The organism is Thalassotalea eurytherma (assembly GCF_030161415.1).
Lineage (GTDB): Bacteria > Pseudomonadota > Gammaproteobacteria > Enterobacterales > Alteromonadaceae > Thalassotalea_G > Thalassotalea_G eurytherma.
This window is the reverse complement of record NZ_BSSU01000004.1, coordinates 208,171-233,323: the sequence shown is the minus strand read 5'-3', so window position 1 is coordinate 233,323 and position 25,153 is coordinate 208,171. Positions and strand designations below refer to the sequence as shown.

Genomic DNA, 25,153 nt, shown 5'->3' with positions numbered 1-25,153 from the left:
TCCTTTTTTAATGTTTGTTATCAGTAGATATTAAGTTGTAAGGCAGTAACTCTGGGATTTGTTGTTGAAGCTGTGTTTCTCTATCATCGAGCTCTATTAGCTTGGTACAGAATTGACTTGCTTTAGTTTCAATGACTTTCGTTTTTTCGCTGATATCAAGCTCTATTTCTGCACCTAGCTCTGACAGGTGCTGATCAAAGTTCGCCATGCGATCTTCCATTTCGCCTTCTTCTTGTGCTGTCATGGCTTTACCTACTGCAAGCAAAATAGTGCCAACAGAGGCAGAAACGATTTGTTTAATTTCTTGTTCAAATTCACCGGCAAAAATTTCATCAAAATCGTTAAAATCTTGTGGTGCAACATAATAGCTGTCGTCTGAATGATTAAAGCGGCGGCGCATGCGCGAATGCAGCTCATCAAAATTTTCTTGTAGTTTCTGGTGCGACTCACTGTTCTCACCAGTTAAACCGCCAACAAGCTTATTGACGGCTTTTAAGCCGATATCAACACCTTCGATAGCAATAGATACAATTTCAGGAACATGTTCACGAATGCCATTGCTGTATAAAGATAATGATTCTTTTTGTTTAGGCGTTAATTGAACTTGTCTTCCATGAATAAAAAGCTGGTTATTGTTGGTGATTTGAACTTTTGTTATGCCTTTGTCTAAAGTGCGAATATGAATAGGATCGATAATCACACCATAGTTAAAATTAACAGAGCAGTGCTCAGCAAAAACAGGAGAAGCTACGAGTGGCAAAGCAAGTGTAAAAGCACGGACAAATTTCATTAAAATCACCAAGAATTTTTTTGCAGAATAGCAAAACTTAATCGATTTCGACAAACAAATTTAGTGAAAATGAGCTAAAGCGCTAATTATTTACGATTGGATCAATAATAACTTTACGTTCACTATAAAATATTTTACTTGGACCATATTCACGACGACTGCGTTCCACGAAATCACCAACTCGCACTTCTACGCCATGGTAAATATGTTCGCGTCCTTCAACATAAACACTTTCCATGAAAAATTGTAAGGCTTGCTCTTCGCGTTCTTTATCGTTGTGAAGATCACCTAAGGTGCTAGCATGATGTTGATAAGTTTTGACAACTTTTGCCAACATATCTTTATCAGCGCGTTCTTGAGGCAACTGTCGTAAACGCTCTGCAGCACCTCTTAACTCTTGCGTTTTTTCGATTTCGTCATTAATTTTTTCATCAATGGCTTCAATACGTTGTTTGTATTTTTTCACCTGTTTGTCGAAAGTAATGTAGGTGTTTGAACCTGCAGATGCACCGATACTACCAGCGTGAACTGACGTACCAGCACTAATATGACCAGCAATTAACTTACCGTTGAGTTTGTCTTCTTGCCCTACCCATAGTTTACCGTCTAAGGTAATGATGCTATGCATAAGTTGGTTTTCTATCGTAATATCTTTGCCGGCAACGAGCTCAGTATATTGGCTGTAAGTAGCATGAATATTGCCTTTAGCACTAATAAATGCCGACATTTTGATATCATCAACGTTATTGGTTTCAACTTCTTGCTTTCTACCAATAATACCTTTTTGAATAATAACGTCGCCACCTGCTTCTAGTGTTGCTGATTCAACAAAACCACCAACGGTGATATCGCCCGACGCGATGACTTTCATGCTTTCTTTGACATCGCCTTCAATGATAACGTTGCCTTCAAATTTGATATGCCCTGAGCCAACATCAACATTGTTAACTTTATAGACCTTTTCAACTGACATGCCATTGTCGATCACTTTTGGTAAACCAACCAATGTTGAGATAAGTACATTGTTGTTTTTAGGACTCAGTACCGTACCTTCACCTATTTCTATCTGGCAATCTTCACCGGGTAAGGGTTCTAAATCTTTGCCTTTTACCGTGTAACCTTTGATGCCGAGCGTAAAAGGGATGCGTTGTGCTAAAGGATCGCCAACTTTAACACAAATAATGTCGCCTAAATTACGCATATCTACCGTACCGTCTTCTCGAGCTTGTGGTCTAAGTACGCGTGATTGAGCACTTTCCACCAACATTTTTATTTTGGTGTCTTTGCCCTTAATAGCAGGCTTTCCTTTAGCTATTATTTTAGTGACTTGAGTAGAAGGTTTTGCTCTAGCGCCGGCTTGTGCAAGAGCGATAAGTTGTTCTTTGATGAAGCCTTTTATTACGCCTTGCTCTTTCGCCGCATTTAAAATGCCTTTAGCCGAAAGATGCGCACCGCCTTGGGCTGCCGTAATTTCGGCACTGGCTTGCATATCGTCACTATCGATTTTAATTTGAATAGTCGCGTCTATACGCACTAAAATCTCGTAGCGAATTTCTCTGCCAGTTTGGTTTTCTTGTAACGATTTTAAAACGTCATTTAGCTCTGCAATAGCATTTTTAACGTTATTTTTTACTAGTTGCAGAACCCCATATTCAGAGCTTTCTACTAAATCATAAATATCAAGCTCTGATATTGGCGCGCTAGACTTGTTTGGAGTTAGTACGAGATCTATATTATTTTTCTTGTTACTGACTAAACTCGCTGTGGTCATTTATCAATACCTCTAAAGACCTAGCTTTCTAAATATAATTCTCTTGATGAATCTTAATAAAAGCTGGTGTATTTTCCTTGGTGTAATCAATTTTATATTCTTTATTGTCGAGAGCTTGAACAAAAACAAGCTTTTTCTCTTCACCAAAAATATCAATAGATGTTAAATCAATGACTTCTTGGTAGGCCTTCTTAGCCTCAGATTTTTTTCCTGGAATAATACCAGTATATTCAGATAAGCCTGTATGAGTAACGATAACTGGCTTATGGTTGCCATTGATAATGATTAAATCAATTTTTCTGATTTTATGGATAATGGTGTTTCGACCACTAGTGATAAAGTTTTTATCTAACAAAATAGTGCTCCACGATAAAGTTTGGGCCTTAATTGCGGCTAATTACATTGTAACCTCGTTACATATATTTAACAGCTCCGGCTTGCTTAACTTTATGAATATATAAATAAATTAGGTGTTAAGCAATGAGTAATCTTATATATCGTTAAAAATACGTTGAAACGTTAATAAAATTTTCTCAGTTATTTTATATGCTTTGGAGCCCTATCAACTAAATAACGCGGTGTATCTTTAATATTTAAGATAAACCTTCTTATTAAATCAAGGGTAATTGCACAAACTGCCTGCTGAAAATACCAGCGTGTGCCAGGAATTAAGCACTCCACCGTGTTGAGATGAGTGTGATTTCCCCATGCAATCCAAACGGTTCCTACTGGTTTGTCATCTGTTCCGCCTGTAGGCCCAGCAATGCCTGATACCGCAATACCTAATTCAGCACCTGATATCGCTAAAGCACCTTTAAGCATTTCAATCACGGTATGCTCGCTAACGGCGCCATACTCTTCTAACGTCGTTTTGTTGACGTTGAGCAATTTGCTTTTCATGTCATTTGAATAGGTGACAAAACCAGCGTGGAAGTTCTGAGATGCGCCTGATACTTGTGTTATTTGGCTAGCAATCAGCCCGCCTGTGCAGGATTCAGCCGTCGTTAACGTCAGGTTATTTGAAGACAACAGCTGATTAACTTGCTCAGCTAACGATATTGGTCGGTTGGTAATATGGTGAACAATATGATGCTCTAGCAAGCTCTCAAGTTGCGCTAACCAAAGATCTCTTTCGTCTGAAGGGAACGCACTAGAATAGGTTACTTTTAATTCTAATAGCGGCATTGATGCACGAAAACCTATTTCAAGTTGCTCGGGCCATTGAGGTAGCTTATCACTTATCAGTTGTTGTAGGCCTGATTCACCGTAACCAAAAACTTGCATACGCTTGGTAAATATTTGACTACTGTCACCGATAAGGTTTTTCACCGTAGGTGTTATTTCATCGCGTACCATCAGTTTTAATTCTTTTGGCACACCTGGTGTACAAATAATAAGGCAATTATTTATCGTTAGAGAAAATCCGACCGCAGAGCCGATGCTATTAGCGACAATATCACAACCTTTTGGCAACAATGCTTGCTTTAAGTTGGCCGCAGATAACTTTGCATTTCTTTTTGCACACCAAGTGGTTAAATGTTCCAGTGCGTTAGGATGCTCTTCAATTGGCAAGTTTGCTGCGCTAGCTAGGGCTTGAGCGGTAAGGTCATCGGTCGTGGGACCTAAACCACCATTAATAATAAGTAAATCGCTTTGTTGTGATATCTGTGAAATTTCAGCTGTAAGTATGGCTAAATCATCAGCAACAGTAATTTTTCGTGTAATAGTGACGCCAATGTTTTTAAACTCGTTTGCGATAAAGGCTGAGTTGCTGTCAACAATATCGCCTGTCATTAGCTCATTGCCAGTCATCAACAGTTGTACATTTAACTTGGTCATTACGTATCCTTATTTCTCGTTGGTGCTACTTTAGGTGATTAGCACTTAAATAACCATATTTAGCAATTGAATTTCATCGATTAATTTTGCTGACTGTCTCACCTTAATGCTACTATTTAAACGGTTTATTTCACTCGTTTGGAAGACTTTATGCGGATGCTTTTAAGGAAAAAACTATGTGCTTTGCTGTTGATAGGCATAAGTGTTATGTGCATGATTTTTCCTGCCCTTGCTAATGCAAATAAGCACATTGAATATGTGATTGGCGTAGAGGATGTTAATTATTTTCCCTTATTCAATTTTAACTCTAAGCACCCCAATCAACCGAGTTTTGCATTTGATCTGCTAACGGCATTTTTTGAATATAAACAATATAAGTATCGATTTGTTCCGCTGCCAATAAAGCGATTTGATAAATGGTTTATTGATCATAATATTGATTTTAAATTTCCTGATAATATGCGCTGGCGAGCAGACGGCGGAAAGTCTCTTGATTTAACCTTTAGTGAACCTGTTCTTAGGTTGTTAGCAGGAACTTATGTCCATAAATCTAAAAAGGATCTAACACGTTTAGAGGTTAAAACGTTAATGACAATTAGAGATTTTTATCCAACCTTATGGCTCGATTTAATCGCTGAGAAGAAAGTGGAGCTGCATGAAGAGCCAACGCCAGTGAGTATTGTTCGCCATCTTTTAGTTAAAAATGTCCAAGCAACGAATATTGATGAAAACGTGATTCGGTATCAGCTTAAAAAATTGAATAAGTCAGGCGAAATTGTACTAGCAAAAAATATCTTTCACGAGCAATATACCTACCATCTTTCAACGAATACTTACCCTGAAATTATTCGTGAGTTTAATGAATTTGTGAAACAAGAAAAGCAGTTGATTCAAATGTTAAAACAGAAATACGAGATAAAAGAACCGTGGGAACAGTAGAAAAATATAGTCGCGATTTGCTTATTGGTGAGTGGTTTTCCACAGGCATTGATGAACGGGGCGATAGCATGAGCGAGTTTGCACATTTAGCAGCAGATGGTAGCTTTGAGTTTAAATTTGTTAGACAAAACTCCCAGGGCGAAGTGATTGAAGAAATCATCGAATATGGCGATTGGGGCCTTGTTGGTAATATTCACTTTACAATAACCAAAAGTGAATTTATTGAAAATGAGCATTTTGCGGCTGATCTTAATGACGAAAACAATTATCATGCCTACCAAGTAAAATCTCTCGATAGTCATGCATTTGTTTATCAGCATGTTGAGACGAAAGAAGAATATGTATTACGACGTTTAAGTCAAAACGTTGGGATTTGTTAATTCAAAAAAATGAGAACAAGATGAAGCGCTTAAAGGCAGCAAGTTTAATTACTGCAATAAAAACACCCTACAACCTTGAAGGTGAAATTGATTTAGCAACATACGATATGTTAGTTGAGCAGCAGATTGCTGGCGGTGTTGAAGGCATTATCGTTGGTGGTACGACTGGCGAAGGCCAATTAATGAATTGGGAAGAGCACCTGATGTTAATCGCACATAGTGCGAATAAATTTGGTGATAAACTGATAATTATTGGTAACACGGGCAGTAATAATACAAGAGAAGCGATTAAAGCGACAGAATACGGTTTTGCTAGCGGTATGGATGCAGCGTTGCAAATTAACCCATATTACGGTCGCACGTCAGATCAAGGTGTCATTGAGCACTTTAAGAAAGTATTGCCACTAGGTCCTGTTTATATCTATAACGTAGAAGGGAGAACAGGCCAGGACGTTACACCGCAAATGATAGAGAAAATAGCTGATCACCCAAACTTTATTGGCATGAAAGAATGCGGTGGCAACGACCGAATTGCAGCCTATGAAGCTAAAGGTATTGCTTGTTGGTCGGGTAATGACGACGAAGCATTTGAGGGCCGTCATAAAGCTAAGTCTCATGGCGTAATGTCGGTTACTGCTAATATTGCTCCAGGTCTTATGCGTAAACTAATGGATGATGAGAATGCTGGGGCTTTGAATGAGAAAATACAGCCGCTAATGTCTTGGTTATTCTGCGAGCCAAATCCTATTGCGATTAATACAGCACTAGCGATGACTGGCGCTGTCGCACCTATCTTTAGGTTGCCTTATGTCTCATTGACAGCGGAGCAACGTAAACAAGGTGTTGACCTGTTGAGTGGCTTTGACATGCAAGACCTTGTTGGAAACGAGTTAACTCAGTTAGCTGATGAAGACTTTACTTATTTAGCTTAATCTTAGGCTAAAGCAAAAAAATACAATAAAAAGCCCGCAAATAGCGGGCTTTTTTATTGAATGTGATTTGGCAACATGCTGCAACTAGCTGTAATCACTCTATTCAAAGTTAACTAAGCAGGTGGGTTGTATGCATCAGGGTTAAAATGCTTATAACCCAAGTGTGTAATATAAGGATGATCTTCAAGAAAAATTTCAATCGCTTTTTTCACTTTGGTACGGATAAAGTCAATTTTTTCATCAAAGAAATTTACACGGTGATCTTCACAATCAAAAATTCCAATTACGTCGCCATCAGGATCGAAAATAGGGCAACATAGCTCAGATTTTACCTTTGCATCACAACGATAGTATGGACCATCGTGTTCATCGACATTTGGAATATAATAATGCTGTTTCTCCATGATAACTCGAGTATTGATAGATTTATCAAGGTATTCAGGAGCAATCGGGAATTCCGCTTTTGACATTTCACCGTTATAAACATATTTCACTAATTTATCGCCATGAGACAAATAAATACCAAACCACATAACGTCTGTTTTTTTATGAATCCAACGCACTAGTCGATTGAGTCGAGTCACTAGATCAAGCAAGTTCTCAAGTTGCTCAGGCGAATCCGCATATTGGCGTAGGTCATATCTGTCACCTGCTTCTTTAAAGATCGGGCAAGTGCCATCTTCATTGAGCTTTGGTTGAATATATGACAACAAATGCTCGTGATTATCCAATTGATTAACTGGTTCATAAAGCACTGATAAAATATCAAATAAACGCATAAGTTCTGGTATCCGGAATAAGCTGTTTAGGCGGAAATATAGCTACCGAGAGTAAATCGGCAAAGTTGATTAATTCTAACTGAATCCTTCGACAAGGTGTTAGAGCATTTAACGCTAACTCAAAAAAAATTGTTATGTAATCATTTATTAACGTTTAGGTGGAAGGTTTTTTACCGTTTCTTTATATTATCGTCGGCTTTAGGTTGCCAGGTAGGTTGATGTCGACAAGCTGTTCGTCGATAGGGCTAGTAAACGCTAATCTAACGGCGCATAACTGTAAATCTTGCTCAGTGTTGTTAGTCGCAATGCCATGCAGCCTATCACCAACGATGGGCATGCCGATACTCGCTAAATGTTTACGAATTTGATGCTTCCGCCCTGTTTCAATGGTCACTTCAACCAAGGCATAATCAGACTCTTTGTCATAAGCGAGTAGGGCTACTTTAGATGTTGCTGCTTTATCATCAATGGGACTATCGATGACAATTTCCTTTTCTAGTTCAAGGGTATTGTGATGACAAAGAGCATGATAGGTTTTTATTAAGTCATGTTTTTCAAATAGCTGGCCAAATAATCGAGTGGCGGCCTTACTATGGGTAACCACCATAATCCCCGTTGTTGCTCTATCAAGGCGATGAACCAGAAATACGCTACGTTGATTCTCAAAATATTGGCTAACAAATCGGGTAATCGTTGTATGCTCGCTCCACTTAGAGCCTTGAGATAGCATGCCAAAAGGTTTAAACCACAGACTAAAATCGTGATAATCAGCTAAAAGTATTGCATCATCAGTCGTTTGCTGGAGTACGTCTTTATCGTAGTAAAAATGGATTGTGTCTGATGGTTTAAGTGCTTTTTTTACACGTCTAAAGCGCTTGGTTGTTTTACCGGTTGTTAGCCATAAAGCACCTTTATTGATTGCTGTTTTTAGTTCAGCGATCGACAAGTTGCAATTATCTTTTAGCAAGCTAATCGCGTTTTGTTGTTCCGACTCAACGGGCAGGTGTAATTCAAATTTATCCAATGTCTGCTCAACTTAGGTGTTTTACTGTTTTTGCATTGGGCATTCTAGCCTAACTTGGTATGATAAATGAAAATAAATAATCTCATGTTTATTGAGGTTGGTAATAGAGAATAAAATGGAAAGAAATTTAGCAATATACCCGAGCAACGAAACGGGTGATTTACTATGGCAATTACTCAATGCTGGTATTGATTTAGGACAAGAGCACGAAGTGGAGTTTTCAGTAATTTTTAAAACTGAAGAACAAGCATTGGGCTTTGGGCAATTGTTACTAGAGAATAATCAGAAGCTTTCTTTTACGCCATATCCGGCAAGCGAAACACACCCATGGGAGATTACCGCATACCCAGCGATGCCTTTGACCGTGCAAAATTTAGCAGGCTATAGCCAGTTACTTATTGATAATGCCAGTGGTTTTGATGGTGAGTTTGATGGTTGGTATACACCTGCGCAACAGGTTTTATCTCAATAGCAAGGACTGAATGTGATAGATAAAGCTAGCTTTAAGTCGTTAGAAAAAGCAACAAAAGATTCATTCTTCAAACAGAAAAACTTAATCAAGCAGGTGCTGGCAGGCAAACATGTTAATTGCCGAATCTGCCATCAAGTCATCGTGTTTGAACCTCCTAAAAAGGATAAAACAGGTGTGGTTCGTTGTAAGAAAGGTTGCACCGATATTGAATTAGATATGAGCTAACGATGCGCCAATAAAAAGCAGAGCAATTTGTTTACTCTGCTTTTTGACTTTATTTAAACGTGGCGATCTCATCAATCGATTTCTTTACCGTTGAATGATGAGGAATGGTTGCGTCATCATTAGGGTAACCAGCGATCAATAGCATATAAGCTCGCTCATTATCGCTTCGCTGACAAATCTTATTAAGAAATGACATTGGTTTTGGGGTATGGGTTAAGGTTGCTAATCCAGCGTTATGTAAAGCGGTAATTAAAAAGCCTGTCGCAATACCCACCGACTCATGTACGTAATAGTTTGTGTTTTTATCTTCGGCATTTATCCCACCTTTTTTCTCACTAAAAATAGCAATTAACCAAGGCGCTTTTTCTAAATATGGTTTTTGAGCGTCGGTACCCAATGGCTTTAAAGCTTCAAGCCATTCTTCACCCGCTCGACCTTCATAAAAGCCACGTTCATGAAGTTCAGCTTGCTCACGCACCTGTTTTTTGATTTCAGGATCAGAAATAGCGACAAAATGCCAAGGTTGATGGTTAGCACCACTTGGCGCACGACCGGCTGTTCTAATACAGTTTTCAATGATTTCTTGTGGGACATTTTTGTCGCTAAAGCTTCGAACAGAGTGACGACGAGACATGTCATCGAGCAATGCCTTTGAACGCGCTAACATTTCATCTTGAGGGTATTCAATAAAATCCGACAATGGATAACTATCGTGCTCTTGCATAAAACAATCTTCCTTCTTTTTTGTTTTAGCTTATCTTGATTTTCATAAGACCGGCAAGGGCAAAATATTATTCACAATAGAATTTTTGTCAGGTTAAATTTCCGCCTTTAGTAAACCTTGATATTTGTTATCAAGCTTTGGGTCATAGTTAATTGATAACGGGTTCATAAAACCATGCAAATTCAATTCTTTAACTAAGGTTAACTCGTTGTAGTGTTTGAGTACGTTAATCGCTTCATCGACACAAAAGTGCGGTTCTGATTGCGGAAATATGATGGTGGTTGGGTAGTTTGGCTTACAAGTTAGGTAATGTCTTATTTGACTTGAATAAAAGCACCAAGCCGTTTTAATCGGCAAATGTTTTTCACTTAATGATAACCAAACAGCACTGGCGCCGGCGCTAAAACCAATCAGTTTGATCGGTTGTTGTTGTTGACTAATAATGGTCATTAGTTTTTCCGTGTAGGTTTCAACACCCACATGATGATTAAAATGTTGGTAAGCGATTGCTTCGTTGTTAAAGCAGTGTTCTTGGTCTTCGTAAGGCGAAACAAGGACATGGACTTGGCTGATAGAATTAGCAAACTCTTTGAGTTGTGGTGTTACCCCAAAGATATCTGACGCAATAATTGTTTTCATATCATTCCTTTATTAGGCTGTCATACCTTTTCTTCGGCTGTCATACTGTTGAAGAACGGTATCTCACTCCCATAAATAGCGAAAGCTTAAACGTTGACAAGAGATTACGGCCTTCGCCGCAATGACGGATTTAGTCAGACCTTTATACCTTTTCTCAGGCCTTCAAACCTTTTCTCAGGCCTTCATACCTTTTCTCAGGCCTTCATACCTTTTCTTCGGCTGTCATACCGTTGAAGAACGGTATCTCACTCCCATAAATAGCGAAAGGTTACATATTGATAAGAGATTACGGCCTTCGCCGCAATGACGGCTTAGTCAGACCTTTATACCTTTTCTCAGACTGTCATACCGTTGAAGAACGGTATCTATTCTCAATAATCATGTAAACAAAAGCCCGCTAAAAAGCGGGCTTAATCATTCGTAGTAATTCATAAATCAAAGCTGATAGTTCAAGGCCGATTAAGCGATGCATAGGCACCTATGTAAGCTTAACCAACGCAGAAATCTCAGCTTCTGATAACAGAATTTAGCCGATAAACTTACGTGCGTTGCGGAACATGCGTACCCATGGCGAATCTTCTTGCCACTCGTCTGGGTGCCAAGAGTTAGCAACTGTTCTAAATACACGCTCTGGGTGAGGCATCATAATCGTTACACGACCGTCAGTCGTTGTTAATGCTGTAATACCATCTGGCGAGCCATTCGGGTTAGCAGGGTAAGTTTCTGTCACGTCACCGTAGTTGTTTACATAGCGCATAGAAACCGTGCCTGAATTATTGGCAACATCAATCGCTTCATCAGAAACGAATTCTGTGCGACCTTCACCGTGAGATACAGCGATTGGCATGCGTGAACCTTCCATACCTTTGAAGAAGATTGACGGGCTCTCTTGAATTTCTACTAATGAGAAACGGGCTTCAAAGCGTTCTGATTCATTTTGAACGAAACGTGGCCATGCTTTTGAACCTGGGATAATTTCTTTTAAGTTAGAAAGCATCTGACAACCGTTACATACACCCAAAGAGAAGGTATCTTCTCGGTGGAAGAATGTTTTGAACATTTCACGTGCTTTTGGATTAAATAGAATTGATTTCGCCCAACCTTCACCAGCACCTAGTACGTCCCCGTATGAGAAACCACCACAAGCTACTAAGCCTTGGAAGTCTGCTAAATCAGCACGGCCTTCTAAAATGTCTGACATGTGAACATCAATCGTGATAAAACCAGCACGGTCAAATGCTGCCGCCATTTCAACGTGTGAGTTAACACCTTGCTCACGTAAAATTGCAACACGCGGGTTAGCGTAATCTTCAGCGTCTTTAACAATGTGGTCAGCAACAATATCTTCGTTAATGTCAAAAGTAAGGTGAGCGTTTAAGCCTGGATCTTCAGTATCAAATTTAACGTCGAATTCTTCTTGAGCACATTCAGAGTTGTCACGAAGAGATTGCATCTTCAATGTCGTTTCAGCCCACACGGTACGGAAGTATGTGCGTGAGTTTTCAAGCACAACATTGTCACCACGTTTAAATGTGATCATATCAACGTCATTTAAGCGACCAACATCAGCACAACAATCTAAGATTCCGTGCTCTTCAAATATTGCATGAATTGCATCAACGTCTGATTCTTTTATTTGAATCACAGCGCCAAGCTCTTCAGAGAATAATACTTCTAAGTCGCTACCAGCAAGCTTGTCGATATCAACGGTTACACCTGTGTGACCAGCGAACGCCATTTCCGCTACTGTCGTAAATAAACCACCGTCTGAACGGTCATGGTAAGCGACTAGCATTTCTTTACGGACAAGTGTTTGCATTGCGTTGAAGAAACCTTTCAAGGTTTCAGCATTATCAACATCTGGCGTTTCTTTACCAAGTTGTTTGTAAACCTGTGCTAAACAAGAACCACCTAAACGGTTTTTACCTTTTGATAGATCAATCGCCACTATACGAGTGTCACCTTTATCGGTGCGAAGCTCTGGCGTTACGGTTTTACGAATGTCTTCTACACGACCAAATGAGGTAATAACAAGTGACATTGGTGAAGTTACAGACTTCTCTGCGCCGTTATCTTGCCACTTAGTTTTCATCGACATAGAGTCTTTACCAACCGGAATCGTTAAACCTAATGCAGGACAAAGTTCTTCACCGACAGCTTTTACTGCTTCATAAAGACCTGCGTCTTCACCTGGGTGACCTGCTGGCGACATCCAGTTTGCAGAAAGTTTAATACGGTTTAAATCACCAATATCTGTACCGGCGATGTTAGTAAGTGACTCGGCTACAGCTAAACGTGCTGATGCGCCAAAGTTAAGTAAGGCTACAGGTGTACGTTCACCCATTGCCATTGCTTCACCGTGATAAGAATCAAGAGCGGCTGCAGTTACACCACAGTCAGCTACAGGTACTTGCCAAGGGCCAACCATTTGGTCGCGATTAACCATACCAGTTACCGAGCGGTCACCAATGGTGATAAGGAATGTTTTCTCCGCAATGGCTGGTAAACGTAATAAGCGGTCTGCCGCTTCTTTAACGTCTACATTGCTAAAGTCTAATTCATTACCTTGTGTCGCTACAGATTTAACATCTTTAATAATTTTAGGTGTTTTACCTAAAAGAACATCTAGTGGTAAATCAATTGGTGTGTCTTTGTCAGTGCCTTCAAAATGAGAGTCGGTTACCGTTAAGTGCTCTTCTTCAGTTGCTTTACCAACAACAGCGAAAGGCGCACGCTCACGATGACAAATTGCTTCAAACACTGGGAGTTGTTCGTCAGAAACCGCCATTACGTAGCGTTCTTGTGACTCGTTACACCAAATTTCATGTGGTGCCATGCTGCGTTCGTCGTTCGGTACATTACGTAGTTCAAAGTTACCGCCACGGCCGCCGTCAGAGACAAGCTCAGGGAAAGCATTTGATAAACCACCAGCGCCAACATCGTGAATAAATAAAATTGGGTTGTCTTCACCTAGCTGCCAACAACGGTCGATAACTTCCTGACAACGACGCTCCATTTCTGGGTTTTCACGTTGTACTGAGGCAAAGTCTAGGTTTTCAGCAGACTGGCCTGAAGCCATTGAAGAAGCGGCACCGCCACCAAGGCCGATGTTCATTGCAGGGCCACCTAATACAATTAAATTAGCGCCAACATTGATTTCACCTTTTTGAACGTGCTCGTCGCGAATGTTACCGTAACCACCAGCTAGCATAATTGGCTTATGGTAACCACGTACTTCGACGCCGTTAAAAGAGTTAACTTCTTCTTCGTATGTACGGAAGTAGCCGTTGATTGCAGGGCGACCAAATTCGTTGTTAAATGCCGCGCCACCTAATGGGCCTTCAAGCATAATATCTAATGCGGTAACAATGCGATCAGGTTTGCCGAAATCCGTTTCCCAAGGTTGCTCAAAACCAGGAATACGTAAATTTGATACTGAGAAACCAACTAAACCCGCTTTTGGTTTAGAACCAACACCTGTTGCGCCTTCATCACGAATTTCGCCACCAGAACCTGTGGCTGCACCTGGGTAAGGTGAAATAGCGGTAGGGTGGTTGTGGGTTTCAACCTTCATTAAAATTTGAATGTCTTCGTGATGATAACCGTACTCTAATGTGTCTGGTTCTGCATAAAAGCGACCACCTTCAGAGCCTACCATTACAGCTGCGTTATCTTTGTAAGCAGATAATACGTAACCAGGGTTCACTTCGTGGGTGTTACGAATCATTTTAAATAATGATTTTTCTTGCTTAACACCGTCAATTGTCCAGTCGGCGTTGAAAATTTTATGACGACAGTGCTCTGAGTTTGCTTGGGCAAACATGTAAAGTTCTATGTCGTGTGGGTTACGGCCTAGTTTTGCGAAGTTGTCAGCTAGGTAGGTAATTTCATCTTCTGCTAAGGCTAAACCTAGTTCAACGTTTGCTTTAGCAAGTGCTTCACGACCGCCATTTATTACATCGACTGAACCAAATTCACCTGGCTCTGCTGTGGCAAATAATGCGCTTGCATCATTAAAGTCAGCGAAAATTGACTCCATCATGCGATCATGAATTAAATTATTTAAGGCTTTTTCTTGGCTTTCATTAAGCGTGTCGCCTTCTACATAGTATGCGATGCCGCGCTCTAAGCGTTCTACTTTGCTTAAACCACAGTTATGAGCAATGTCAGTAGACTTTGAAGACCAAGGAGAAATAGTACCTGGGCGAGGCGTTACTAATAATAGTGAGCCTGAAGGTTCGTGTTCTTCAATTGTTGGACCATATGTTAATAATTTTGCTAACACCTGAGATTCATCAGCTGATAATTCATCATTTAAGTGTGCAAAGTGTGTAAATTCAGCATAAATACCACGAACAGGAAGATTTAATTCTTCACACTGCGCAAGTAGCTTTTTTACACGGAAATCAGAAAGTGCAGGCGCACCACGAAGGGTTTTTATTAACATTGCCATATGCTTTGTCACCAAGGTTGGATTTATTAGGAAAAAATCGCGCGTATTATATATGGTTGACTAGCTAAAATATAGAACCTAACGGCAATTAAATATCTTTACTTTTTGCTGATAAAACAATGGCTTCGATACTTATTAAGTTGACCGTTTGGTTAGTTATTTGTGTGAGGTGTATTTTCACAATAATTACATGTGTTTAGCTTATATTTGTACAAGAAAACTTTGTTGGCTCTTATCTCATTGAACACCTATATAACGGTTAGTTTTAGCAATGTTTTTAAAAGTTTAAAATTTTGTTAATTAAAATCACACGGTTTTGGGTATACTTAAGGTAAGTCGGTGATTATTATAAAAAACCGAAATTATTTATAGGTTTATTGATAATAAGTATGGTTACTCGGTTATTAGAAGACAGTTTTTTTGATACAAAGCAGGCGTTGTGGCGACTATGTTGTCTTGTCGTGTTGTTTGCTGTGCTCTCAGGATGTTATCAAGAAAAACAAACTAGCCAACTTGAACGTATTCATGAAAAAGGTTCAATTACCGTTGGTACGTTATTTGGTCCTAATACCTATTACATCGACGCAGAAGGTCCAGCAGGTTTTGAGTATGAACTTGCTAAAAAGTATGCCGACCATTTAGGCGTTAACCTGCAGATTGTGCCTAGCTATAATCTTGAGGCATTATTCCCGATGCTAGAAAAGGGAGAGGTAGACTTTCTCGCGGCAGGCCTCGCCGTTACACCCAAACGACTAGAAAAATATAGTTTTGCACCAAGCTACGACAATATTAGTCAAAAGCTCGTTTTTAAGCAGGGGAAAAAGCGCCCCCGAAAACTTCAAGATCTTGACGGTAACTTGGTGGTAACAGCACTTTCTAGTCATGTCGAAAACTTACAGAAATTGCAGGTTGAGCACCCAGAACTTAGCTGGCAAGAAAACAGTGAATTAGATGCTCAAGAGCTATTGTTGGAAATACTTGATGACAATATTGATTACACTGTCATCGATAGTAATACCCTCGCCATTAATCGCCGTTATTATCCTGAAATCAGCATAGGCTTCACCATTAAAAAGCCTGAGCCATTAGCATGGGCTGTTAAAAAGCAGGGTGATCATTCGTTGCTGACAAGCTTGGTTGAGTTTTTTGGGGAAGTTCATCATGACGGTACATTATTAGCGTTAGATGATAAATATTACGGTCATATTGAAAGTTTCAATTACGTCGATACGCGCACCTTTATCAAAGCTATTGAGAAAACATTACCTAAATACCGCCCATTATTTGAAAAATATGGTGAGAACATAGATTGGCGTTTGCTTGCAGCGATCAGTTATCAAGAATCTCACTGGAACCCTAAAGCGCGCAGCTATACTGGCGTGCGTGGCATGATGATGCTAACCCTGCCGACAGCTCGTCAAATGGGGGTGAAAAGTCGATTAGACGCTGAGCAAAGTATCCGTGGCGGGTCGAAATATATCTTGCAGCTGATTAACCGGATGCCCGATAGAATTCCAATGCCAGATAAAATTTGGTTCGCGCTAGCTTCATATAATGTTGGCTTTGGACATCTCAATGATGCGAGGATCATTACTCAACAACAAGGTGGCGACCCTGATCGCTGGGTTGAAGTAAAATCTCGTTTACCGTTATTGAAACAAAAGAAATACTACAAAAAAACTAAATATGGTTACGCTCGAGGTGATGAGCCGGTTAATTATGTTGAAAACATCAGGCGTTACTACGATACGCTACAGTGGTTTGATGAAAAGCAGAAAACCCAAGCATTAACTTCACCAACGCAGGTGAGCGCTGATTAAAAAAAGGTAAACCTTGTCATCAAACCGTCATAAAACATAGCGATAATATTAAAAACCTGATAAATTGGTCAGGTTTTTAATATTAACATTACTATGGAGGCAAAATGAGAAGATCAAACAACAGTCATCGACAAGTCGTAGCAACTCGACGTAAACGCCTCGTTCATGATCGCCGTAAAAAAATAGTCGACAGACGAGCAGTCTTTTTTCAACTAACTGTTGAAGATGACGCATCCGTGCCGTTTAAGTAGCATTACCCTTTAATGCTTTCTTAAGCGCCTTTTTTTCTTTTCTTCTACGCTTGAAAAAGTTAGATAACAAACTTGAACATTGCTCTTGATAAAGCCCAGAGCAATGTGAAATTTGGTGATTTAATTTTTCGTGAGCAATCAAATTAAACACACTACCCGCACTACCTGTTTTTAAATCAGGGCTCGCATAAATTACTTTGTTAATTCTACTATGCACCAGCAAACCGGCACACATCGGGCAGGGCTCTAACGTGACGTACAACGTGCAGTCTAATAATCGATAGTTACTGAGTGACTCACCTGCTTGTCTAATAGCAAGCATTTCAGCATGCGCTGAAGGATCATTGAGGGTTATCGATTGGTTATACCCTTCACCGATAATTTTTCCCTGATGCACTACCACAGCCCCGACAGGAATTTCATCTATCGCTTCTGCTTTTTTAGCAAGTTCAATGGCTCGCTGCATAAACAGGTGATCGTCAAGGCTAAATACGTGTTGGTTAGCTGAATTCATGACAAAAATTGACTCAACAACTCATTTAAATAACGATGGCCTTTCTCTGTTACCTGCCATAACTGATCTTGGTTGGCCATTAGGCCTTTGGTTTTGGCAAGTGTTAGCTGAATTTCCAACTCATTTTTATCTAAGCCAGTACACTGAGAAAAATGTGTTGTGCTAAAGGCTTCTTTTAATCTTAATTGATTCATTAAGAACTCAAAGGTTAAATCATCTTGCTCTACTTCTACGAGTTGATCGAGGGCAGCTCTTCCTGGCGTTAGGTAGCCTTTAGGATGTTTGATTTTTACCGTTCTGATGAGTTTTCCAGAGGCTATGTCTGTTACCTTTCCGTGTGCACCACAGCCAATACCTAGATAATCACCAAAACGCCAATAATTTAAGTTATGCTGGCATTTTTTACCGTCTTTGGCATAAGCAGAGATCTCGTATTGGTGGTAACCTGCCGCTTCTAATAATTCAACACCTTGTTCTTGGATAGACCATAGGGTTTCGTCTTGTGGTAATTCTGGTGGCTTGGAATAAAATGCCGTATTTGGCTCTATGGTTAGTTGATACCAAGAAATATGATCAGGCTCTAATGCGATTGCCGTTTTTAAATCATCAAGCGCATGCTCAAGGTTTTGCTCTGGTAAGCCATGCATCAGATCCAGATTAAAACTTTTTATACCCGCTGTTTTAGCAAGCCTTGCCGCTTTTTTGGCTTGATCGCTGTCGTGGATTCGGCCGAGTTTGATTAGCTTGTCGGACTCAAAGCTTTGTACACCAATAGATAAACGCGTAACGCCTGCTTTAGCAAAACCAACAAATTTGTCTGCTTCAACAGTGCCTGGATTTGCCTCTAAAGTGACTTCAAATTGGTCTTCGTCAATATTGAAACGTGCTTTTACTTGAGACAATATTTCGCCAATACCTTTTGCTGAAAACAAACTCGGCGTGCCACCGCCAATAAAAATGGTGTGGAGTTGTCTGTTTTGTAGCTTAAATCGAGCGATATCGTCGTCTAAATCTTTAATCAGAGCATTTATATAATCTTGTTTAGGAATGTCATGTTTGAGTGCATGAGAATTAAAATCACAATAAGGGCACTTTTGCACACACCAAGGAATATGGATATAGAGCGATAACGGCTGAGGAGTTAATGGCAAAACCTTAACCCTTCAATTGGCTAAAGTGAGTCGCTAGCTTAGCAAGCGCTTTACCACGATGGCTTAGGCTATTTTTAATATCTCTATCTAACTGCGCCGAAGACTTTTGTTCTTGTGCTACCCAAAATAACGGGTCGTAGCCAAAGCCTTGCTCACCCATAGCGCTTGTTAGTATTTCACCTTCCCAGCTACCATGACAAATAACTGGGGTAGGATCATTCTCATGCGCCATATATACCAACACACAATGAAAACGTGCAGTACGTTTTGATTGCTCAACGCCATCCAATGCTTTGAGTAATTTTTCGTTATTATCGCTATCGGTAGCATGCTCGCCAGCATAGCGGGCTGAATATACGCCGGGCGCTCCGTCTAACGCATCAACTTCTAAACCTGAATCATCTGCAATGGCAGGTAGGCCGGTAATTTTTGCCGCGTGTCGCGCTTTAATAATGGCATTTTCAACAAAGGTTGTACCGGTTTCTGCTACATCACCAACGTTAAATTCGTTTTGCGGCAAAACCTCCATCTGATAGCTTGCCAATAACTCACCGAGCTCTTTGACTTTGCCTTTGTTGCCTGTTGCTAAAACGATTTTTTTCATCGGTATTACCTAGTTTGGGAAGAAAATTTTACCGGCGAATTATGACGCAAAGTTAGCATAAAAGCCATTTGCTTTACGCTGAAATAGCGTTAATTAAGCCGTTAGTGTATGGTTCAATAACTATTTAAGGATTAATGGAGTTCCCTTGAAACCATTTAGAATTTTCACCGTAATAGGTTTTGTTTTATTCGTCAGTAGTTGTGCATCAACGCAAAGCATAGAAAAGCAAGCAGCGATACATGATAAAGCCAGTGACTATTATGAATCTATAGGTCAGCCAGGTGTCGCAGTAGAAGAGCATAACTTAGCGAAACAAAAGCGAAATGAGGCTGATGACTTTGGACCAATGGTTGTATCGTTTTTTGAATTGTTTCGAAAGAAAGACAAAGACTAAAAGAAAAAGCCACCTTAATTAAGGTGGCTTTTTTGATTAATCAGCGTAAAGTTTTTGCTTAAAGGTTAAGGTGTGTTCTTTGCCTTGATCTAATAAGGTAATCGTAAAAGTAAATTGCTCTTCATTGGTAAAGCGCAACTGTGCGAGATAATAAATCGCATCGCCTTCAACAACTTCAATAAATTCCAGATCTTTTTTGTGGCCTAGTAAGTTTTTTGCAACACCTGATATCCCGACGCTTTTAGCTGGTTTATTTGGGGTTGTATTATCAAGCACAGAAATATTAATTAATGCATTAATTTTACTGCGTGTAATACCGTAATTCGTGGCAACTTTCGCCGGTATTAATGTTGAGTTTAGTGCTATGTAATGGACATCGATATCCCCCATTACTTGCTTTTGCTCAGCTTGTACAGGTGCAGACAGCAATAAAACAGCCGACAGCGCTAACAATGATTTTATTAAGTGAGTTAACATTTTCAATGACCCTTTGCTTAAAGCATCGCCCAATATGGAATCCAGCCCGAAAGCAAGATATTAATAACATTTAGGATTAAAAACGCTGCCAGTACTGATAAATCTAAACCACCAATTGATGGAATAATGCGGCGAATTGGTTTTAAAAATGGTTCGGTCAACTGAGCAAAAACAGCTAAAGTTGGGTTATAACCTTGGATCACCCAACTCATAATAGCCATTACCAACATGATCATAAATAGCAACACGCCGGTTTGTTTTATCAACGCGAGAAAACCGAAATAGGTAGCCGATAACGGGTCGAACGGTCCACCGTTAATCAATGGGATAACAATGAACTTTAAGGCTGAAAATATAAACGCGACCAATAACGTGCCGACATCTAAACCAGCAAAGCCAGGAATGATACGACGAACCGGAATGACTAACGGGTTTGAAACCTTAACGATAAATTGACTAAGAGGGTTATAAAAGTCTGCGCGCACTAGCTGTAGCCACACACGTAAAATTAACACCATAATAATAGCGTCAAAAGCAAAGCGTAAAAGAAAGTTTATCGCTTCCATGAATTACTCCGTAAATACAAATGAGAAAATAAAAAACTGCAAAATTTTAGCTATCTTGTGCCATTTCTTTTGCACGTGCAATAGCACTGTCCATCGCGTTACTTACCAGCTCAGGTAAACCACCTTCGCGAAAAGTGTTGAGCGCTGCTTGGGTTGTACCGCCTTTCGACGTGACATTTTCACGTAATTGCGCGATTGAAATGTCATTTTCAACAACCATTTGTGCCGCACCTAACGCCGTTTGTTGTACTAAGGCTCTAGCTTCGTTGTCACTAAAGCCTAGGGCTTTGGCCTTTGTTTCCATTGCTTCCATAAACAAGAAAAAATAAGCCGGACCCGATCCAGAAACCGCAATGATATCATCGATTTGAGCTTCAGCGTCTAACCATTTAATAATGCCTACCGCTTGCATGATTTCTTGTGCAACTTGCTTTTGTTGTTCTGTTGTTTGTGAACAGGCATACATACCCGATACACCAAGACCAAGTTGAGAGGGGGTATTTGGCATAACGCGAATCACTGAGCCTTTGCCAGAGAGTGACTGTTGAATTTGCGCCATTGTGGTACCTGCCGCTACTGAAATAAAACATTTCTGGCTAACGTCTATTTGATTTGCAATGTCGTTTGTCACCTGCGTGATAAGGTGAGGCTTTACGCCAAGTACAATGAAGTCAGCAAATTCAGCCGCTTCGACATTATTTGCCGTGTGCAAAATTCCGTGTGCTTGAGCTAATTTTTCACGCTTTTCAGGTGAGGGGTTAGTCACCATGATATTTGAAGGCGAAACACCTGCATTGATTAAACCTAAAATTACCGCGCTATTCATATTACCTGCGCCAATAAATGCAACTTTTGTCATGTCGTTCTCTGTGTTCTTTTCGATTAATTTCTTGAACCAAATACGGCTGTGCCAATGCGTACCATGGTTGAGCCATGATGTATCGCCTGTTCCATGTCTGCCGACATGCCCATAGATAAGGTATCTATGGTTGGTATTTCAAGTTGGTATTGTTTAAATAATTGGTGCATTTTCTCGAAACTCAAGTTCGCATCACCTTTTTCAGGAATTGCCATAAAGCCCCTTAACACTAAATTAGAACACGCTTTGCTGGCTTGAATTAAGGCAGGGAGCTGGTTTAGCGCAGCGCCTGATTTGCTTTCTTCTCCACTAATATTGATTTGTAAGCAAATATTGAGTTTACCCAATTCTGGCGGACGCTGTTCGTTAAGTCGTTGCATGATTTTAATGCGGTCAACACTTTGCACCCAATGAAAGTGTTCAGCAATTAATTTTGTTTTATTAGACTGTATCGGACCAATAAAATGCCATGCTATGTCGGTAAGAGAATTTAGCGTTGAAATTTTTTCTACCGCTTCTTGCACATAGTTTTCACCAAACAGTCGTTGCCCTGCTTGATAGGCTAACTCGACATCTGAGGCGGGTTTGGTTTTACTTACGGCTAAAAGATCGACGCTTGAAGGGCAAATATTACTTTTTAGACATGCATTTTTAATTTGCTGTTCAACTTTGCCAAGGTTATCTTTAATATTACTCATGTTGCTTTATAACTATTTTAAAAAGAGGTCCGTATGGATATCACCGAACTGTTAGCGTTCAGCGTTGAGCACAATGCATCTGATTTACATTTGTCTACTGGTACGCCACCGTCTATTCGTGTTGATGGTGATGTGCGTAAACTTAATATCCCTGCGTTTGATGCCAAAGATGTTAATGCACTCGTCTACGATATTATGACAGATCGACAACGTAAAGAATATGAAGAAAACCTCGAAGCCGATTTTTCATTTGAAGTACCAAATTTAGCCCGTTTCAGGGTAAACGCCTTTAATCAAAACCGTGGTCCTGCGGCAGTATTTCGTACCATCCCTAGCAAAGTATTAACGTTGGAAGACTTAGGTTGTCCTGATATTTTTCGCGACATTTCAGAGAACCCTCGTGGCTTAGTGCTGGTGACCGGTCCTACGGGTTCTGGTAAATCTACAACGCTTGCTGCGATGATTGATTACATTAATAGTTATAAACACGATCACATCCTAACGATTGAAGATCCAATCGAATTTGTTCATGAAAACAAAGCATGTTTGATTAACCAACGTGAAGTACATCGAGACACCTTAAGTTTTAGTAACGCATTGCGTAGCGCGTTGCGTGAAGATCCTGATGTCATACTTGTTGGTGAGATGCGTGACTTAGAAACCATTCGCTTAGCCATGACAGCCGCAGAAACAGGTCACTTGGTTTTTGGTACCTTGCATACAACGTCTGCACCTAAAACGATTGACCGTATTATTGATGTATTCCCTGCCGAAGAAAAGTCGATGGTGCGTTCTATGTTATCTGAATCATTGCGTGCAGTTATCTCGCAAACATTAGTTAAGAAAGTAGGTGGCGGACGTGTGGCTGCACATGAAATCATGATTGGTGTACCCGCTATCCGCAACTTAATTCGAGAAGATAAAATTGCGCAAATGTATAGCTCTATCCAAACGGGTATGGCGCACGGTATGCAGACCATGGATCAGTGTTTATTAAACCTGGTTAATCGCGGATTGATTACTCGTCAAGACGCCGCTGCGAAAGCTCACGATAAAAATCAGTTTGCTGGATTTTAAGGTAGTTATATGATTTTTCATGATTTATTGAAAAAAATGGTAGACGAAAAAGCCTCCGATATGTTCGTGACGGCTAAGCTACCAGTTAGTGCAAAAATTAACGGTGAACTTCAACCGATAGATATGCATGTATTAAGCTCAGACGATGCGTTAAACCTTGTTCACAGCGCAATGAATGCTAAACAAAAAGAGCAATTTGATTTAGAAAAAGAATGTAACTTTGCTATTTCAATAGATGATATTGGCCGATTCCGTGTTTCTGCTTTTTGGCAACGTGATATGGCCGGTATGGTTATTCGACGTATTGTGACTGAAATTCCCGATGCCGATGAGCTAGGCTTACCGTCAGTGCTAAAAGACGTTGTTATGTCAAAACGTGGCTTGGTGCTATTCGTTGGTGGTACCGGTACTGGTAAATCAACCTCGATGGCGGCGCTTATTGGCTATCGTAACAAAAACTCACGTGGTCATATTTTAACGATTGAAGACCCTGTAGAATTTGTTCATGAACATCAAAAAAGTATGATTACTCAACGTGAGGTAGGTTTAGATACAGAAAGCTTTGATGCCGCCCTAAAAAGCTCTCTTCGACAAGCACCAGATGTCATTCTTATTGGTGAAATTCGTAGCCAAGAGATTATGGAGCATGCGTTAAGTTTCGCTGAAACAGGTCACTTGTGTATTGCAACCTTACATGCAAACAATGCAAACCAAGCCATTGACCGTATTATGCACTTAGTTCCAGCAGAGCAACACGGTAAGTTATTGTTTGATTTAGCATTAAACTTGCGTGGTATTATTGCTCAACAATTAATTCCAACAAAAGATGGCAATGGTCGAGTAGCGGCAATTGAAATTCTTTTAAATTCGCCATATATCGCTGAGCTGATTAAGAAAGGGCAGGTTGGTGAAATTAAAGAAGTGATGGAGAAGTCGACAGAGCAAGGTATGCAAACCTTCGATCAGGCACTGTTTACCCTTTACCAACGAGGCATGATTAATTACGCTGATGCCTTACATCATGCTGATTCACCAAATGATCTGCGTTTAATGATCAAACTAAGAACCAATGATCAAGGTGGTACAGGTGCATTGTCTGGCGTAACGTTATCAGGGTTAGAGCCTGATAAAGACGACATGTAACGTGACTAAAAAAGACACGCATTAGCGTGTCTTTTGTTTTTACTCGTTAAACTACCGATAGTAGCCATATGACAGAATACGAAAAAATGAAAGAAGGACAGCGTTTTGAAGGCGCTGATCCTGAAATAAATGCAGGTCGCGCGAATGCGTTTTCACGCTTGAACGAGATTAATAACGCTAATAGTCATGCTGTTGCGCAAAAAAAACTCACTGCTCTATTAAACCATGTTGGCGAGAGTTCGATTATCAATCCGCCATTTTATTGTGAATTTGGTCGTCAAATATCTATCGGCAACAATAGCTTAATCAATATTGGGGTAACCATGCTTGATGGCGCACCTATCACTATTGGTGATCATGTCATGATAGGGCCTTCAGTGCAGCTCTATACAGCAACTCACCCGATTGATTTTAAAGCAAGACGCGAATGGGAAACCTATTGTTTGCCAATTGTTATTGAAGATGATGTTTGGATCGGTGGTAACGCGGTTATCAATCAAGGCGTTACTATTGGCGCTCGTTCTATTGTTGCCGCTAATGCTGTTGTTAATCATGATGTGCCACCAGACTCTATGGTTGGCGGAACGCCTGCTAAGCTCATAAAAAAGCTTAATACCTAGCACTTAAACGCT

At 40.1% G+C, this 25,153-nt stretch carries 27 protein-coding genes; 11 read left to right on the top strand and 16 right to left on the bottom strand.

The features are described from left to right. Positions 1-7: 7 nt before the first annotated feature. The 4 genes from QQK02_RS05035 to QQK02_RS05020 form a co-directional block, all read right to left on the bottom strand. Positions 8-790 (bottom strand): YggN family protein, encoded by a 783-nt coding sequence (locus tag QQK02_RS05035; protein WP_284206870.1) that lies wholly within the window; start codon positions 788-790, stop codon positions 8-10. Between the two features lie 82 nt (positions 791-872). After that, positions 873-2,561: a FapA family protein gene (locus tag QQK02_RS05030; RefSeq protein ID WP_284206869.1), complete on the bottom strand. Its 1,689-nt coding sequence runs from the start codon at positions 2,559-2,561 to the stop codon at positions 873-875. Positions 2,562-2,589: 28 nt separating this feature from the next. Further along, positions 2,590-2,916 (bottom strand): hypothetical protein, encoded by a 327-nt coding sequence (locus QQK02_RS05025; RefSeq protein ID WP_284206868.1) that lies wholly within the window; start codon positions 2,914-2,916, stop codon positions 2,590-2,592. A 182-nt stretch (positions 2,917-3,098) separates the two neighbouring features. Continuing rightward, a complete protein-coding gene (locus QQK02_RS05020) occupies positions 3,099-4,400 on the bottom strand; it encodes a CinA family nicotinamide mononucleotide deamidase-related protein (RefSeq protein WP_284206867.1) in 1,302 nt (433 codons plus the stop codon). 213 nt (positions 4,401-4,613) lie between these two features. Here QQK02_RS05020 and QQK02_RS05015 point away from each other — a divergent pair, with 213 nt between their 5' ends. Genes QQK02_RS05015 through dapA form a run of 3 tightly spaced genes read left to right on the top strand, consistent with a single transcriptional unit; the run spans position 4,614 to position 6,651 of the window. Next, on the top strand, positions 4,614-5,339 hold the full coding sequence (locus QQK02_RS05015) for a type 2 periplasmic-binding domain-containing protein (RefSeq protein ID WP_284206866.1): 726 nt from the start codon (positions 4,614-4,616) through the stop codon (positions 5,337-5,339). Further along, complete coding sequence (locus tag QQK02_RS05010; protein WP_284206865.1) at positions 5,327-5,719, top strand: hypothetical protein; 393 nt, start codon at positions 5,327-5,329, stop codon at positions 5,717-5,719. Before QQK02_RS05015 ends, QQK02_RS05010 begins: the two co-directional genes overlap by 13 nt. A gap of 20 nt (positions 5,720-5,739) precedes the next feature. Next, positions 5,740-6,651 carry a 4-hydroxy-tetrahydrodipicolinate synthase gene (gene dapA / locus QQK02_RS05005; protein ID WP_284206864.1) on the top strand — a complete coding sequence of 304 codons (912 nt, stop codon included), beginning with the start codon at positions 5,740-5,742 and terminating at the stop codon, positions 6,649-6,651. A gap of 113 nt (positions 6,652-6,764) precedes the next feature. Here the strand turns inward: dapA and QQK02_RS05000 are convergent, their stop codons facing one another. Together QQK02_RS05000 and QQK02_RS04995 are read right to left on the bottom strand one after the other, a co-directional pair. Continuing rightward, positions 6,765-7,430, bottom strand: a complete 666-nt coding sequence (locus QQK02_RS05000; RefSeq protein WP_284206863.1) for a GAF domain-containing protein — start codon at positions 7,428-7,430, stop codon at positions 6,765-6,767. Between the two features lie 181 nt (positions 7,431-7,611). After that, a complete protein-coding gene (locus tag QQK02_RS04995) occupies positions 7,612-8,454 on the bottom strand; it encodes an RluA family pseudouridine synthase (protein ID WP_284206862.1) in 843 nt (280 codons plus the stop codon). Positions 8,455-8,569: 115 nt separating this feature from the next. Between QQK02_RS04995 and QQK02_RS04990 the strand changes: the two genes are divergently transcribed. Further along, positions 8,570-8,926, top strand: coding sequence for a ribonuclease E inhibitor RraB (locus tag QQK02_RS04990; RefSeq protein WP_284206861.1), 357 nt, complete (start codon positions 8,570-8,572; stop codon positions 8,924-8,926). Positions 8,927-8,938: 12 nt separating this feature from the next. Continuing rightward, entirely contained in the window at positions 8,939-9,151 is a 213-nt protein-coding gene (locus QQK02_RS04985) for a hypothetical protein (RefSeq protein ID WP_284206860.1), read from the top strand. A 49-nt stretch (positions 9,152-9,200) separates the two neighbouring features. Here QQK02_RS04985 and QQK02_RS04980 read toward each other — a convergent pair whose 3' ends face one another. From QQK02_RS04980 to purL, 3 genes are all read right to left on the bottom strand, one after another. Beyond that, on the bottom strand, positions 9,201-9,875 hold the full coding sequence (locus QQK02_RS04980) for a nitroreductase family protein (protein ID WP_284206859.1): 675 nt from the start codon (positions 9,873-9,875) through the stop codon (positions 9,201-9,203). 93 nt (positions 9,876-9,968) lie between these two features. Then, the gene (locus QQK02_RS04975) at positions 9,969-10,514 is read right to left on the bottom strand and encodes a hypothetical protein (RefSeq protein WP_284206858.1); all 546 of its coding nucleotides are present in this window, start codon (positions 10,512-10,514) and stop codon (positions 9,969-9,971) included. 526 nt (positions 10,515-11,040) lie between these two features. After that, complete coding sequence (gene purL, locus QQK02_RS04970) at positions 11,041-14,967, bottom strand: phosphoribosylformylglycinamidine synthase (RefSeq protein WP_407705010.1); 3,927 nt, start codon at positions 14,965-14,967, stop codon at positions 11,041-11,043. A 389-nt stretch (positions 14,968-15,356) separates the two neighbouring features. On the opposite strand from purL, the gene mltF reads away from it, so the two are divergent. Beyond that, positions 15,357-16,787, top strand: a complete 1,431-nt coding sequence (gene mltF / locus QQK02_RS04965; RefSeq protein ID WP_284206857.1) for a membrane-bound lytic murein transglycosylase MltF — start codon at positions 15,357-15,359, stop codon at positions 16,785-16,787. Between the two features lie 104 nt (positions 16,788-16,891). After that, positions 16,892-17,038, top strand: a complete 147-nt coding sequence (locus tag QQK02_RS04960) for a hypothetical protein (RefSeq protein ID WP_284206856.1) — start codon at positions 16,892-16,894, stop codon at positions 17,036-17,038. On the opposite strand, the gene tadA is transcribed toward QQK02_RS04960, so the two are convergent. From tadA to QQK02_RS04945, 3 genes are read right to left on the bottom strand one after another with little or no spacing between them, the layout of a single operon-like run. After that, positions 17,031-17,552 (bottom strand): tRNA adenosine(34) deaminase TadA, encoded by a 522-nt coding sequence (gene tadA / locus QQK02_RS04955; protein ID WP_284206855.1) that lies wholly within the window; start codon positions 17,550-17,552, stop codon positions 17,031-17,033. The genes QQK02_RS04960 and tadA overlap by 8 nt on opposite strands. Beyond that, entirely contained in the window at positions 17,549-18,703 is a 1,155-nt protein-coding gene (hemW, locus tag QQK02_RS04950) for a radical SAM family heme chaperone HemW (RefSeq protein WP_284206854.1), read from the bottom strand. The genes tadA and hemW overlap by 4 nt, the downstream gene beginning before the upstream one ends. A 4-nt stretch (positions 18,704-18,707) precedes the next feature. Next, entirely contained in the window at positions 18,708-19,307 is a 600-nt protein-coding gene (locus QQK02_RS04945) for an XTP/dITP diphosphatase (RefSeq protein ID WP_284206853.1), read from the bottom strand. Between the two features lie 145 nt (positions 19,308-19,452). On the opposite strand from QQK02_RS04945, the gene QQK02_RS04940 reads away from it, so the two are divergent. Next, positions 19,453-19,701 carry a hypothetical protein gene (locus tag QQK02_RS04940; RefSeq protein ID WP_284206852.1) on the top strand — a complete coding sequence of 83 codons (249 nt, stop codon included), beginning with the start codon at positions 19,453-19,455 and terminating at the stop codon, positions 19,699-19,701. A 36-nt stretch (positions 19,702-19,737) separates the two neighbouring features. Here QQK02_RS04940 and QQK02_RS04935 read toward each other — a convergent pair whose 3' ends face one another. The 4 genes from QQK02_RS04935 to QQK02_RS04920 are packed head-to-tail and all read right to left on the bottom strand — an operon-like array spanning position 19,738 to position 22,301. After that, positions 19,738-20,178, bottom strand: a complete 441-nt coding sequence (locus QQK02_RS04935) for a DUF4426 domain-containing protein (RefSeq protein ID WP_284206851.1) — start codon at positions 20,176-20,178, stop codon at positions 19,738-19,740. A gap of 17 nt (positions 20,179-20,195) precedes the next feature. Continuing rightward, positions 20,196-20,744 (bottom strand): YggT family protein, encoded by a 549-nt coding sequence (locus QQK02_RS04930; RefSeq protein WP_284206850.1) that lies wholly within the window; start codon positions 20,742-20,744, stop codon positions 20,196-20,198. 46 nt (positions 20,745-20,790) lie between these two features. Continuing rightward, entirely contained in the window at positions 20,791-21,603 is an 813-nt protein-coding gene (proC, locus tag QQK02_RS04925) for a pyrroline-5-carboxylate reductase (RefSeq protein WP_284206849.1), read from the bottom strand. Positions 21,604-21,626: 23 nt separating this feature from the next. Then, entirely contained in the window at positions 21,627-22,301 is a 675-nt protein-coding gene (locus QQK02_RS04920; protein WP_284206848.1) for a YggS family pyridoxal phosphate-dependent enzyme, read from the bottom strand. Positions 22,302-22,334: 33 nt separating this feature from the next. On the opposite strand from QQK02_RS04920, the gene QQK02_RS04915 reads away from it, so the two are divergent. From QQK02_RS04915 to QQK02_RS04905, 3 genes are all read left to right on the top strand, one after another. Continuing rightward, on the top strand, positions 22,335-23,378 hold the full coding sequence (locus QQK02_RS04915) for a type IV pilus twitching motility protein PilT (protein WP_284206847.1): 1,044 nt from the start codon (positions 22,335-22,337) through the stop codon (positions 23,376-23,378). A gap of 9 nt (positions 23,379-23,387) precedes the next feature. Beyond that, positions 23,388-24,521, top strand: coding sequence for a PilT/PilU family type 4a pilus ATPase (locus QQK02_RS04910; RefSeq protein ID WP_284206846.1), 1,134 nt, complete (start codon positions 23,388-23,390; stop codon positions 24,519-24,521). Positions 24,522-24,589: 68 nt separating this feature from the next. Next, positions 24,590-25,141: a sugar O-acetyltransferase gene (locus tag QQK02_RS04905; RefSeq protein WP_284206845.1), complete on the top strand. Its 552-nt coding sequence runs from the start codon at positions 24,590-24,592 to the stop codon at positions 25,139-25,141. The last annotated feature ends 12 nt before the right edge of the window (positions 25,142-25,153 follow it).

Excerpts from the sequence above, each read along its gene's own strand:
- QQK02_RS05035 (WP_284206870.1), bottom strand. The coding sequence starts at position 790 with ATGAAATTTGTCCGTGCTTTTACACTTGCTTTGCCACTCGTAGCTTCT.
- QQK02_RS05030 (WP_284206869.1), bottom strand. The coding sequence starts at position 2,561 with ATGACCACAGCGAGTTTAGTCAGTAACAAGAAAAATAATATAGATCTC.
- QQK02_RS05020 (WP_284206867.1), bottom strand. The coding sequence starts at position 4,400 with ATGACCAAGTTAAATGTACAACTGTTGATGACTGGCAATGAGCTAATG.
- QQK02_RS05015 (WP_284206866.1), top strand. The coding sequence starts at position 4,614 with ATGATTTTTCCTGCCCTTGCTAATGCAAATAAGCACATTGAATATGTG.
- dapA (WP_284206864.1), top strand. The coding sequence starts at position 5,740 with ATGAAGCGCTTAAAGGCAGCAAGTTTAATTACTGCAATAAAAACACCC.
- QQK02_RS05000 (WP_284206863.1), bottom strand. The coding sequence starts at position 7,430 with ATGCGTTTATTTGATATTTTATCAGTGCTTTATGAACCAGTTAATCAA.
- QQK02_RS04990 (WP_284206861.1), top strand. The coding sequence starts at position 8,570 with ATGGAAAGAAATTTAGCAATATACCCGAGCAACGAAACGGGTGATTTA.
- QQK02_RS04980 (WP_284206859.1), bottom strand. The coding sequence starts at position 9,875 with ATGCAAGAGCACGATAGTTATCCATTGTCGGATTTTATTGAATACCCT.
- QQK02_RS04975 (WP_284206858.1), bottom strand. The coding sequence starts at position 10,514 with ATGAAAACAATTATTGCGTCAGATATCTTTGGGGTAACACCACAACTC.
- purL (WP_407705010.1), bottom strand. The coding sequence starts at position 14,967 with ATGGCAATGTTAATAAAAACCCTTCGTGGTGCGCCTGCACTTTCTGAT.
- mltF (WP_284206857.1), top strand. The coding sequence starts at position 15,357 with ATGGTTACTCGGTTATTAGAAGACAGTTTTTTTGATACAAAGCAGGCG.
- QQK02_RS04960 (WP_284206856.1), top strand. The coding sequence starts at position 16,892 with ATGAGAAGATCAAACAACAGTCATCGACAAGTCGTAGCAACTCGACGT.
- tadA (WP_284206855.1), bottom strand. The coding sequence starts at position 17,552 with ATGAATTCAGCTAACCAACACGTATTTAGCCTTGACGATCACCTGTTT.
- QQK02_RS04945 (WP_284206853.1), bottom strand. The coding sequence starts at position 19,307 with ATGAAAAAAATCGTTTTAGCAACAGGCAACAAAGGCAAAGTCAAAGAG.
- QQK02_RS04935 (WP_284206851.1), bottom strand. The coding sequence starts at position 20,178 with ATGTTAACTCACTTAATAAAATCATTGTTAGCGCTGTCGGCTGTTTTA.
- QQK02_RS04930 (WP_284206850.1), bottom strand. The coding sequence starts at position 20,744 with ATGGAAGCGATAAACTTTCTTTTACGCTTTGCTTTTGACGCTATTATT.
- proC (WP_284206849.1), bottom strand. The coding sequence starts at position 21,603 with ATGACAAAAGTTGCATTTATTGGCGCAGGTAATATGAATAGCGCGGTA.
- QQK02_RS04920 (WP_284206848.1), bottom strand. The coding sequence starts at position 22,301 with ATGAGTAATATTAAAGATAACCTTGGCAAAGTTGAACAGCAAATTAAA.
- QQK02_RS04915 (WP_284206847.1), top strand. The coding sequence starts at position 22,335 with ATGGATATCACCGAACTGTTAGCGTTCAGCGTTGAGCACAATGCATCT.
- QQK02_RS04910 (WP_284206846.1), top strand. The coding sequence starts at position 23,388 with ATGATTTTTCATGATTTATTGAAAAAAATGGTAGACGAAAAAGCCTCC.
- QQK02_RS04905 (WP_284206845.1), top strand. The coding sequence starts at position 24,590 with ATGACAGAATACGAAAAAATGAAAGAAGGACAGCGTTTTGAAGGCGCT.